Source organism: Bradyrhizobium sp. (assembly GCF_016462955.1).
In the GTDB taxonomy this organism is placed as follows: domain Bacteria; phylum Pseudomonadota; class Alphaproteobacteria; order Rhizobiales; family Xanthobacteraceae; genus Bradyrhizobium.
Genome location: NZ_JAEMSD010000166.1, coordinates 1 through 10,540, shown reverse-complemented (window position 1 = coordinate 10,540; position 10,540 = coordinate 1). Strand labels below are relative to the sequence as shown.

General features: G+C 61.0%; 12 protein-coding genes and 1 pseudogene. 5 read left to right on the top strand and 8 right to left on the bottom strand.

Annotation, left to right across the window (positions count from 1 at the left end):
* Positions 1–181 precede the first annotated feature (181 nt).
* Positions 182–1,867: a DDE-type integrase/transposase/recombinase gene (locus JHD07_RS18165; RefSeq protein ID WP_028139145.1), complete on the bottom strand. Its 1,686-nt coding sequence runs from the start codon at positions 1,865–1,867 to the stop codon at positions 182–184.
* Positions 1,868–1,977: 110 nt separating this feature from the next.
* Entirely contained in the window at positions 1,978–3,534 is a 1,557-nt protein-coding gene (locus JHD07_RS18160; protein WP_024343510.1) for an ISL3 family transposase, read from the bottom strand.
* Between the two features lie 133 nt (positions 3,535–3,667).
* Between JHD07_RS18160 and istA the strand changes: the two are divergent.
* A pseudogene (istA, locus tag JHD07_RS18155) lies at positions 3,668–4,661 on the top strand (IS21 family transposase); the annotation flags it as partial.
* A gap of 87 nt (positions 4,662–4,748) precedes the next feature.
* On the opposite strand, the gene JHD07_RS18150 reads toward istA, so the two are convergent.
* From JHD07_RS18150 to JHD07_RS18140, 3 genes are read right to left on the bottom strand one after another with little or no spacing between them, the layout of a single operon-like run.
* Positions 4,749–5,636 (bottom strand): acyl-CoA dehydrogenase, encoded by an 888-nt coding sequence (locus tag JHD07_RS18150; RefSeq protein WP_210163731.1) that lies wholly within the window; start codon positions 5,634–5,636, stop codon positions 4,749–4,751.
* A gap of 12 nt (positions 5,637–5,648) precedes the next feature.
* Positions 5,649–5,906, bottom strand: coding sequence for an acyl-CoA dehydrogenase family protein (locus JHD07_RS18145; protein WP_210163730.1), 258 nt, complete (start codon positions 5,904–5,906; stop codon positions 5,649–5,651).
* A gap of 58 nt (positions 5,907–5,964) precedes the next feature.
* A complete protein-coding gene (locus JHD07_RS18140; RefSeq protein ID WP_024343108.1) occupies positions 5,965–6,429 on the bottom strand; it encodes a MaoC/PaaZ C-terminal domain-containing protein in 465 nt (154 codons plus the stop codon).
* Between the two features lie 72 nt (positions 6,430–6,501).
* Here JHD07_RS18140 and JHD07_RS18135 point away from each other — a divergent pair, with 72 nt between their 5' ends.
* Positions 6,502–6,759, top strand: a complete 258-nt coding sequence (locus tag JHD07_RS18135; protein ID WP_210163729.1) for a hypothetical protein — start codon at positions 6,502–6,504, stop codon at positions 6,757–6,759.
* Here JHD07_RS18135 and JHD07_RS18130 read toward each other — a convergent pair.
* Together JHD07_RS18130 and JHD07_RS18125 are read right to left on the bottom strand one after the other, a co-directional pair.
* Positions 6,731–7,612, bottom strand: coding sequence for a hypothetical protein (locus JHD07_RS18130; RefSeq protein ID WP_210163728.1), 882 nt, complete (start codon positions 7,610–7,612; stop codon positions 6,731–6,733). The genes JHD07_RS18135 and JHD07_RS18130 overlap by 29 nt on opposite strands.
* A 290-nt stretch (positions 7,613–7,902) precedes the next feature.
* The gene (locus tag JHD07_RS18125) at positions 7,903–8,181 is read right to left on the bottom strand and encodes an SDR family NAD(P)-dependent oxidoreductase (RefSeq protein ID WP_245265980.1); all 279 of its coding nucleotides are present in this window, start codon (positions 8,179–8,181) and stop codon (positions 7,903–7,905) included.
* A 107-nt stretch (positions 8,182–8,288) separates the two neighbouring features.
* Here JHD07_RS18125 and JHD07_RS39810 point away from each other — a divergent pair, with 107 nt between their 5' ends.
* From JHD07_RS39810 to JHD07_RS18115, 3 genes are read left to right on the top strand one after another with little or no spacing between them, the layout of a single operon-like run.
* Complete coding sequence (locus tag JHD07_RS39810; RefSeq protein WP_080654993.1) at positions 8,289–8,540, top strand: OB-fold domain-containing protein; 252 nt, start codon at positions 8,289–8,291, stop codon at positions 8,538–8,540.
* A 5-nt stretch (positions 8,541–8,545) separates the two neighbouring features.
* A complete protein-coding gene (locus JHD07_RS18120) occupies positions 8,546–9,007 on the top strand; it encodes a MaoC family dehydratase N-terminal domain-containing protein (RefSeq protein WP_155248782.1) in 462 nt (153 codons plus the stop codon).
* Positions 8,989–9,411 (top strand): hypothetical protein, encoded by a 423-nt coding sequence (locus JHD07_RS18115; protein WP_155248781.1) that lies wholly within the window; start codon positions 8,989–8,991, stop codon positions 9,409–9,411. Before JHD07_RS18120 ends, JHD07_RS18115 begins: the two co-directional genes overlap by 19 nt.
* A 52-nt stretch (positions 9,412–9,463) precedes the next feature.
* Here the strand turns inward: JHD07_RS18115 and JHD07_RS18110 are convergent.
* A partial coding sequence (locus JHD07_RS18110; RefSeq protein ID WP_291624526.1) for an acyl-CoA dehydrogenase occupies positions 9,464–10,540 on the bottom strand: 1,077 nt, incomplete at its 5' end.

Sequence of the window (10,540 nt, the reverse complement as noted above, 5' to 3'; positions counted from 1 at the left end):
CTACACATACTGATGTTTCTTTTTGCGAGACATCCAGCCCAACATATTGCTTCATGGCCCCCTCCGATTCGTGAGATTGCGGGAAGGCTTGAAGATAGCGGACCTTTTGAGCCGCGGGCGCCGACCGCAATTACGACATCGTCTGCAATATTGACCCCCCGTATTGCCGCATCTACGAATGTTACCCTGATGGTGCCATTGCCGATGGCGATCCGATGTCGATTGATTGACCGCGCCAAATGGGCTTTCCGGCTTGCTCGACGAGAGGGGCTGTGGGCGGGTCGGGCCCTTCATAGCCCGAGCCGTCCACAACCCCGGGCAATGGGGCAGCGGTCGTGGCGTCGTCGAGCGGGCCCTGGGCGACCAACCGTTCGGCAGCCCTCCGTCTGAGCGCCCTCAGCAGACGTTGCACAATCGAATGCTGTCTCTTTCCGAACTCCTCGGGATATTTCTCGCGCAGCCGACCGACAATTGCGAGCGCCGTCAGCTGCGGCTGCTCTGCGAGCCAGGCTTCAATCGCAGCAATATGCGGATCGAGCTTGGACGGCATGCGAACTCTGGTCTTATAGGGCCGACGAGTTCGCCGGTGCGTGGCACGCGGCTCGCCGACCGTCGCGGTCTTGCCGAGCGTCTTCGCGAACGACGCCGCGGTCGCTGGCAGGGTGCTAGTGTGAGCGGGTTGCAGGCCGCGCGCCTGTCCGGCACGACGATCGACGCGATTGCCTAGTTCCTCTTGGGTTGCGCGAATCTCCGCCAACAGCGCGACCGGATCGAGCGAGCGATACTGATCGCGCAGCCGTTTCTTCACGGCCGCGGTCACCTTGGGATGCGCCAAGGCACGCTCATAGGGCGTCGATGGGAGATGATAGCGCTTGATCACTTTAGCCCCTTCGCGACGCTTCTCCTTCAGCTTGAACGACGGCTGGAAGAAGTTGACGTAGAGCCGTGCCGCCGCGTAGAGGCGGCCCATCATACGCGCCGTCTCGACGCCATCGAAGCGGCCATAGCCCATGAGGCGGCGGACGACAGCACCATTCTTCTGCTCGACGAACGCTTGATCGTTCTTCTTGTACGCGCGCGAGCGTGTGACTTCGAGTTTCTGTTCGCGACACCATGGCACGACGACATCGTTCATGAAGGCGCTGTCGTTGTCGAAGTCCACGCCGCGCAACAGCCAGGGGAACAGGCTCTGTGCGCGGTTGATCGCCTCGACGACCAGCGAACCTTCCCGCGTCAGCAATGGCAGGCACTCCGTCCAGCCGGTGGCAACATCGACCATGGTCAAGGTCTGGATGAACGAGCCAGCCACCGACGTGCCGCCATGGGCGACCATGTCGACCTCGCAGAAGCCGGGCACCGGGCTGTTCCAGTCATTGAACGTGCGGATGGGGACCTCGCGCCGGATTGCCGAATAGAATCCGGCACGGCGCCGCCTGCCGCCGCTCGCCGCGATCTTCACATCGACGAGCAGGCGATCGATGGTGGCGGCGCTGATAGCCAGGACACGATCACGGTCCGACTGGCTAAGCTGCAATCGGCCATGTTGCTCAAGGGCAGGTAGCAAGGTCGGGATCATCACCTTGAGCCGCTTGCCGCACACCCGATCCGACGCCTCCCACAGCGCCGTCAGCGCGTCCTTGATCGTCGCGCCATATCTGCGTCTTCGCTTTCTTTTTGCCTCGACCTCGCCCGGTCCAACCGTCTCGCGTCGCCGGAGCGCGCGCACCGCATGCTTGCGATGCCAGCCCGTCGTCGCGCACAGCTCGTCGAGAATCCGCCCCTTCTCCGCTCGTTTGGCCGACCGGTAGCGCTCCGTTACCGCCGATACCACCTCGCGCCGCGCGCCCATGCTGATCTTTCCCGCCATAGACGCCACCGAACCAATTCGATGGCACCGACCCAATCATCGGCGAGAAGTTGTCCAGTAACATTCTGGATGAGGCAATGCGCTCTGACGCAATTTTGGTGCAGCTCCGATTATTCTGCGCCGATTAGTCTCGCTTGAAGCAGATCGATCTTGCCGCGGCCGTACATCTGGCGTTTGACGAGCTTGAGGCGCGTGATCTGACCTTCAGTCTGGCCGTTAGACCAGGGCAAAGTGATTGCTGCTCGGACTGCCGCTTCGTCCCTGGCGACGCCGCTGGCGAACGAGGCGACGAGACTAGCGCGGGCGCGCTCGATCCACGTCATGAGACCCACCTCGATCTTGCGGCGGATCATCATGTGGAATTCGGCAATGATCTCGCGTGCCTCGACCAAGGTTGGCACGCCCGCTTCGATCGCCACGACCGTGACGGTCTCCGCTTTCGTGAGGGAGTCCCGCCCGATTGTCATGAGGCGCGCGATCGTCCTGGCCGACGGGATCCTCTGCAAGTTTTGTGTGTCGGCCCTCTCCGCTCGTCGTCTGCGGGTGGCCCACTCGCTGATGACGCGGAGCGAGCCTCGGAAGCCACGCCCTGTTAAGCGGCGCCACAGTTCAGCTCCATTGCGGCAGCCGGACGCCCACTGCTCGTCCAGCCAAGGCAAGTGCAGATCCAACGAACTTTGCCGGGTTCGGAAGACGTCGTGACGTTCGCCGCGGACCACCTGTCGTACCAGCTTCCTGCTGTGGCCGGTCTGACGCACAATCTGCTTGATAGGTATGCCGTTCTTCGACAATGCTAAGATGGCCGCGTTAGTCTCCTCGCGGCGCAGATAGCCCTCATACTGAAGGCGTTCGGCGGCCGTGAGCAGCTTGGGGTTGATTGTGGTGGCGCCGATGACGGTGCGTATCTGGCGCATCGATTTGCGTACGGCGTCGAGGAAAGCCCGACTGGCGTTCTCCATCAGATGCCAACGATCGGCGACCTGTACTGCATGCGGTAGAGCCTTGGCTGCCGCTTCGCCATATCCGCCGCCACGATCACGGGCGACGATTGCGATCGTGGGATGAGCAGAGAGCCACGCTTGGGCAGTTGCCGGTTCACGATCCGGCAGCAGGGTGACCACCCGGCGCCTTTCCAGGTTGCAGATGATGCTGGCGTATCGGTGATTGCGCCGCCAGGCCCAATCATCAATGCCGATAACCTTGAGCGGGTCAGTTGGAGGACGGCTACGGCGCCGAACTACCCGAAGAAGCGTATCTTTGCTCACCGGCAGCATCAGCCGCTTTGCAAAGCCTGCTGCCGGTCGACCGCCAAGCGCCAGGCCGAGGTGATGGACGATGGAGTCCAGCCTTGCCGTACGTCGCGCCGATGGCGCCAGTACGCCTTCAGCGAAGCGTTCGGTGAAGATTTGGCGCCCGCATAGAACCGCGTCACAGCGAAAGCGGCGGGCGATTACCAAGAGCTGGACGATCCGCCCCGAGAGCGGCAGATCGGTCACGCGGCGTCGATAGCGGCTATGGACACGTCGGGAAACCGTTCCGCAAGATGGACACAGGCCGACGCTTCCGGACGCCCCAACCACAACAATGGCCTTATCACCCTCGTAGTAAGCACTCTCTACAACAAATCCACGCGGCACCAAACTGGAGCGGTGGAGTGCCTGCTGCATGGCGCGATTCTCCTCCTATCAAAGCGCCAGTCGTCCCTCAAACTGCATCAAAAGTGAGTCAGAGCCCAAAAATTGACCCCCTACAGGTTGGTCTGTTGCGCTGCCTGCTTCGTAACAAAGCAGGTGGTGGAGGATGCTGGTCGTGGAGACGATTGCGCGGATTCGGCGCGAGCACTTCATCAAGGGCAAGACGATCAAGGAGATCGCCCGTGACCTGAAGGTGTCACGGAACACGGTCCCGAAGGTTCTGAGGTCGGGAGAGACCTCCTTCGAGTACGAGCGGCAGGTGCAGCCGCGGCCAAAGCTCGGACGATGGGCTTGACGGATTGCTCGCGGCGAACGCGGCTAAATCGGCTCGTGAACAGCTGACGTTGATCCGGATCTTCGAAGAGCTGCGCGGCCGCGGCTACGACGGCGGTTACGATGCGGTGCGGCGTTACGCCAGGCGGTGGAGCAAAGAACGCGGGCAATCGACGGCGGCCGCTTATCTCCCGCTAAGCTTTGCCCCAGGCGAAGCCTACCAGTTCGACTGGAGCCACGAGGTCGTCCTGCTGAGCGGCACCACGGTGATGGTGAAGGCTGCTCATGTCCGGCTCTGTCACAGCCGCATGCTGTTCGTGCGGGCCTATCCGCGCGAGACGCAGGAGATGGTGTTCGACGCCCACGACCGGGCGTTCGCCCTGTTCAAAGGCACCTGCACCCGCGGCATCTATGACAACATGAAGACCGCCGTGGAGACGATCTTCGTCGGTAAAGGGCGTCTCTAGAATCGCCGCTTCCTGCAGATGTGCAGCCACTATCTGGTCGATCCGGTCGCCTGCACGCCAGCGTCGGGCTGGGAGAAGGGGCAGGTCGAGAACCAGGTCGGGCTGGTCAGGGAACGCTTCTTCACGCCCCGGCTGCGGTTCAAAAACCTCGACGAGTTAAACGCCTGGCTGCTCGACAAGTGCATCGCTTACGCCAAGGCTCATCGCCATCCGGAGCTGGTCGATCAGACGATCTGGGAAGTGTTCGAAGCCGAACGCCCCAAACTCGTTCCCTATGCCGGCCGCTTCGACGGCTTCCATGCGGTAACGGCATCGGTCTCGAAGACCTGCCTGGTGCGCTTCGACAACAACAAGTACTCGCGTGCCTTTCCGAGGCCCAGCCCAACAGCTCCGGCTCCGATCACAAACGAACGACGCGATACAGTTCCCATGACCCTCCTCCCCCTTTCAGATCATTGATTTGGCAATAACGTTGCGAAGAATTTCGCTGGTGCCGCCGCCGATGATGCCGATTCGCGAATCGCGGAAATACATCTGCATCTCCGAACTCATCATCAGGCCAGCGCCGCCCATCACCTGAATACCCATATCGGCACAGCGTGAATTGCCCTCGGTCGCATAGATCTTGGTGATTGCCGCGGCCGTACCGGGAGCGATGCCCTTGTCCATCAGCGACGCCAGCCGATACGTCATCACACGAGAAATCTCGGCGCCGATACGCATGTCGGCGAGCTTGTGACTGATCGCCTGATATTCGGTGATCGGCTTGCCGAACTGGACGCGCTGCCGCGCAAATTCCAGCGCCGTGTCGATAATACGGTGCGAGTTACCGCTGGCCGCCGCCGAGAGGCAGAGCCGCTCGACGTTGAGGCCGCGCATGATGTTCTGCCAGCCGTTATTCAATCCGCCGAGAATGCGCGCCGCCGGCACTGTCACCTGATCGAAGAACACCTCATTGGTATGGATCATCTTTCGGCCGAGGCCACGCAGCGGGCGAATGGTCACCCCTTTTGCCTTGGCATCGACGAGAAAACTCGTGATGCCACGGTGCCGTTGGTCGGGCGCGGTCTTGGTTGCGACCACGAGGTGGTCCGCGACGTGTGCGCACGTGATGTAAACCTTCTGACCATCGATCACATAGTCATCACCGTCGGCAACGGCACGCGTTCGAATGGCGCTTGCATCGGAGCCGGTGTCCGGTTCCGTCAAACAGAAGGCGAGCCGCAAATCTCCTGAAATCAATTTCGGCAGCAACGCGGCCTTCAGGCTCTCACTGGCGCCGAACCTGAGCTGCATTCCGCCATAGACAACCGTGGTTAGATAGGCGGAGGCCATCTGGGCGTTGTGTTAGGCAATCGCTTCGATCAGAACAGCCAGATCCATGTAGCTGCCATTGGCGCCGCCATAAGCCTCGTCATGCGGCAATCCGAGCCAGCCGGCTTTGGCGAGCGCCGCATAGGCATCGAACGGAAATTCGCTCGCATCATCCAACTCGGCTACTTTAGTCGCGGGTAAGGTCTCGCGAAGCAGGTGCAACACGCTGTCACGCATCCGCACCTGATCCTCGCTGAGATCGAACTCAGCGTTGTTCTGAAAAGAGGTCATCAACAAATCCCTGAGTTGCGTTTACAGACGCATGGAACGCCTTATCGATGATGGACGCCTACGCCGGCCTACGGCGATAGAGCAGCGTGGCCTGCATCTCCTGAACCACCTTGCCATCGTGACGCACGCACTCACGTTTGAAAGTGACGACGCCACGATCCGGCTTGCTGCTTTCCTTTTTATCGACGACCTTGGAGCGCAAGCGAATGGTGTCGCCGTGCTTGACGGCGTCGAGCAAACGCCACTTGTCGATTTGCAACAACGCCAGCAGCGTGCCGTCGTTGATACCACTCGCGTATTGCAAGCCGCCCATGATCGCGTAGACCAGCGGACCGTGCGCGATCGACTCGCCGAACTGCGTCGTCTTGCAGTATTCGAAATTGGTGTGGACCTCGTTGAAATCGCCGGACAGACAGGCAAAATTGATGATGTCGGCCTGCGTGACGGTACGCGCCGGGCTTTCGAACTCTTGGCCCACTTCGAAATCGTCGAAATAGCGGCCGCGCGGTTTTTGATTGCTCATTGTCTTCTCTCGTCAGTTGGGTTGGTTGCCAAGAATGAGTGTGCAGTGGGATGACAGAATGCCACCCTCGTTGTGGACCAGAGCGAGTTCGGCACCCTCGACCTGGCGCGGGCCAAGCCCGCCACGAAGTTGCCGGACGCCTTCCACGATGCCGAACAAGCCGCCCGCAGCGCCTGCATGAGCGTGCGACAGCATTCCGCCATGGGTGTTGATCGGCAGCTTTCCGCCGATCGAGGCTCGGCCGTCGGCAAAGAAGCGCCGCCCTCGCCCGGCTCGCAGAACCCGCGCTCTTCCAGCTCGATCAGCGGGACGATGGAGAAGCAGTCGTAGAGTTGCGCGACGTCGATGTCGGACGGCTTGACGCCAGCCATCTCGTAGGCGCGCTTGCCGGATTCCTTTGCGCCAATTCCGTCAGGCTTGGCGCGCACATGATGTGTTCGTGCGTGTGATGTTCTCCGATGCCCAGCAGATAGGCCGGCTTGGATTTGAGATCCTTGGCGCGCTCGGCCGACGTCACGATGAACGCGCCGCCTGCATCCGAGATCAGGCAGCAATCCAGCATCCCAAACGGATCGGCGATCGGCTTCGCCGACAGCACATCCTGCAAGGTGATCGGCGTCTTCATATGCGCATTGGGATGCAGCAGCGCGTGCCGACGGGTATTCACAGCGATATGCGCGAGGTGCTCGCGGGTCGTGCCATACACATGCATATGCCGTTGCGCGATCATGGCGTAGAAGCCGGGGATCGATCCGCCATAGGGCTGCTCGAAGTACGGATGGCCCACCGCCAGCAACGCCGACACGGCGGAATCACGCGATTGACCCGTCGCCCTGTTCTCCCCGGCGCAGACCAGGATGGTGTCCGCGCTGCCGGCCAGGATCGCTTCCGTAGCGTGCTTCAGCATCACAGCGGGTGATCCGCCGCCGACGATGACCGACGCATTGTACCGCGGCTTGAGGCCAAGATATTCACACAACACCGATCCGAGCATGAAGTACGGTTCGGTGAAGGAGTACGCGGTCAGAACCCCGTCGATGTCCGACACCTTGAGACCGGCATCGTCGAGCGCGCGCTTGGCGGCCTGCGCGTTCAATCCGAGACCGGTCATGTTGGGGACCTTGCCGATGTCGGATTCGCCGACACCGACGATCGCGACCCTGCCTGAAGCTGACTTGTTCATTGCTTATCCTCTTTCTCGCGCAGCACGATCAGCGCATCGACAGCGGTTGCGCTGACGGCCGACAGTTTCACGGGGTTGATATCCAGCTCGGCGACGTGGTCTTGCAGATCGAAGCCGAAGCGCTGGAGATGATCCAGTCGCTGCGCGGCGGCAGGCTGCTGTCCGGCTATCGCAACGCGGCTCTCGCGAATGTGGATGCCCTCGCGCAGGCCGTGTGCCGTGCGTCCGAACAGCGTTCGCGTCAGCGACAGGATGCCGGCCTTGGCAGCGGCGGCATGCGCCGCGCCCGGCTATCCCGACAGCGCCTGCATGGTAATGTTGTTGATGATGCAGCCGCCGCCACTCGACGCATCGAGATGTTCATAGGCGGCGCGGCAACCGTGGAACGTGCCATTGAGATCGATATCAACGACCGTCTTCCATGCGTTCGAAGACATCGCGGCCGTTGGGCAGAAAAAATTTCCCGCCGCATTGTTCACCAGAATGTCCAGCGATCCGAACCGATGGACCACCGCGCGCACCGCCTCGGAAACCTGTTCGTAGTTTCGAACGTCGGCCTGGACGCCCATGACATTGTCAAACCCGCGCTCCTTCAGCGCGGAGGCCGCTTCGGCCGGTATGCGATGCGTGCCATTCTTTCGAAACCCGGTGGGTCGAAGCATCGGGGCAAGGTACAATTCACAGCTGGACGATCACGCATCATCCGTTTCACGACGGTTACAGGTCCGATCTGCCCTACACGCTGGTGACGGTCGATCTGGAGGAAGGTGTACGCATGCTGGCGCGGCTACATGCCCCTGCGGACACACGGCTCGATATCGGCATGTCCGTCCGCCTCGTCTTTGAGAAAGCGAAACCTGGCCTCACTCTGCCTGGATTCGTTCTGGCAGCCCCCGCGACCGACATGTCCGTACCCAGCTCGGGATAACGATGATGGCTGCCGAAATCGACATTGACGGCTTGCGCAAACACATAGGCACCAAGATCGTGGAAGAAGACGAAGCTACGCGAGCGCCCCTCTTCGGTCTAGTCGCGGCATTCGATCGAGACGATGCGGTACCTACCAAGGGTGAAGCGATTCCGCCCGGATGGCACCTCGCCTATTTCAATTCATTCGCGCGCAGGGCGACGCTGGGCGAGGATGGCCTGCCAACTTCGGGAGGCGTCATTCCCGATGTGCCGTTTCCGCGACGCATGTACGCGGGGACAAGTCTGACGTTTCATCATCCGCTCCTCGTGGGAGACGCCCTCAAACGTGAGACGGAGCTGACGGACATGACGTTGCGTTCCGGCAGTACGGCCCACTCATCTTTGCCACACAAACGCGACGCATATTCTCGCCATGCGGCCTCGCGATCGTGGAGGAGAGTTTCACCGTGTTTCGCGACGCCGTAAAGCCGGGTGAGAAAAGCGGGATACCGAAACGAGACACGCCGCCCGCCGATCTACCTTGGACGCGGCAGATCACAACGGATCCGGTATCGCTCTTCCGCTATTCTGCTGTGACCTTCAATCCGCATCGTATTCACTACGATCGGACTTACGCGATGACCGTGGAGGGCTACCCCGGGCTGGTGGTGCACGGCCCTTATTCGCAGCAATGTCTCATTGATCTCGTCCGGGACAACAATGCGAGCAGGACTATCGCCTCGTTTACGCAACGCGCACGCGCACCCTTGTTCGATACTGCGCCGTTCAACGTCGCCGGACGTCCGGTCAACGGCGGCGCCGGCGCCGAGCTGTGGGCAATGACGTCGGGCGGGACCATCGCCATGGAGGTGCAACTTCGGTTCACCTGACCGTTTGGCCGCGGGAAGCGACGGCAGACACATCGTCAACTTCCGCCCGGGCTTAGAGATCGACGTCACCTGACAGTAATCGCTGGGCAATCATTCGCGTCGGGATTTCATTCGTGCCGTCGGCAATGTTGACGATTCTCAGGTCTTGCCAGGCGTGAACAAGACCGATTTCGTTCGTCAATCCCATGCCGCCGTGTGTCTGAATTGCACGATCCACGGCGCGAAATCCGGCTTGTACCGAATAGGCCTTTGCCATCGAAAGCTCCTTCGGCGCTTTATCGCCGCGGTCGAGGAGCATCGCTGCATTCAATCCCATCAGGTGCGCAGCGTGCAATTCCGTAGCTGCTTCGGCTATCGGAAACGAGACGGCTTGATACTCCGCGATCTTTGAACCGAAGGCCTCACGTTGCTTCGAATAGTCGATGGCCATTTCCAGCGCCCATCTTCCCTGTCCGACAGCTCGGGCGGCGTTGTAGACCCGACCCAGCGAGACTCCATATAGTGCGATCTTGAATCCCTGGTCGAGCTCGCCGACCAATTGCCAAGGGTGTACCTCTACCTCCTCAAGCACAAGAGCGCCCTCGTGCCCGCCAACGTGACCAAACAAGCGCACGACGCTCTCAACATGAAATCCTCGTGCATCGGTTGGAACGAGAAATGCGCTGATGCCTCCAGCCTTTCGCACAGCTTTCTCGACGTCGGTGACGGCGAAAACAATGCACCATTCCGCAGTGGGAGCGTTGGTTGTCCAGAGCTTGCGGCCAGAGATTTTCCAGCCTGTTCCGGTCTTGTCAGCCCGCGTCTTGATCATGCTGGCGTCTGAGCCGGCCCCCGGCTCGGAAAGACCAAAGCACATCGATGTCTTCCCGGCCATCATGCCCGCCAAGCATCTCTCGCGGGCTACCTCTGTGACCTGGGTGAGCAGTCGGCTGGGCCCGAAAGCCCAGTGTGCAATGACCCAGGGAATAATGACGCCCTGCCCCCCGAGCCGGCGATATATCGCCTCCCAGGCCACGTAGTAGACAAGGTGCCCCAGCCCACCTCCCCCGATTTCCGCCGGTGCGCACATCGCATAGAAGCCGGCTTCGGCCGAAAGCATCCTAACTTGTTGGATCAACGTGCGTACTTC

Excerpts from the sequence above, each read along its gene's own strand:
- JHD07_RS18165 (WP_028139145.1), bottom strand. The coding sequence starts at position 1,867 with ATGGCGGGAAAGATCAGCATGGGCGCGCGGCGCGAGGTGGTATCGGCG.
- JHD07_RS18160 (WP_024343510.1), bottom strand. The coding sequence starts at position 3,534 with ATGCAGCAGGCACTCCACCGCTCCAGTTTGGTGCCGCGTGGATTTGTT.
- JHD07_RS18150 (WP_210163731.1), bottom strand. The coding sequence starts at position 5,636 with ATGGCCTCCGCCTATCTAACCACGGTTGTCTATGGCGGAATGCAGCTC.
- JHD07_RS18145 (WP_210163730.1), bottom strand. The coding sequence starts at position 5,906 with ATGACCTCTTTTCAGAACAACGCTGAGTTCGATCTCAGCGAGGATCAG.
- JHD07_RS18140 (WP_024343108.1), bottom strand. The coding sequence starts at position 6,429 with ATGAGCAATCAAAAACCGCGCGGCCGCTATTTCGACGATTTCGAAGTG.
- JHD07_RS18130 (WP_210163728.1), bottom strand. The coding sequence starts at position 7,612 with ATGAACAAGTCAGCTTCAGGCAGGGTCGCGATCGTCGGTGTCGGCGAA.
- JHD07_RS18125 (WP_245265980.1), bottom strand. The coding sequence starts at position 8,181 with ATGGGCGTCCAGGCCGACGTTCGAAACTACGAACAGGTTTCCGAGGCG.
- JHD07_RS18120 (WP_155248782.1), top strand. The coding sequence starts at position 8,546 with ATGGCTGCCGAAATCGACATTGACGGCTTGCGCAAACACATAGGCACC.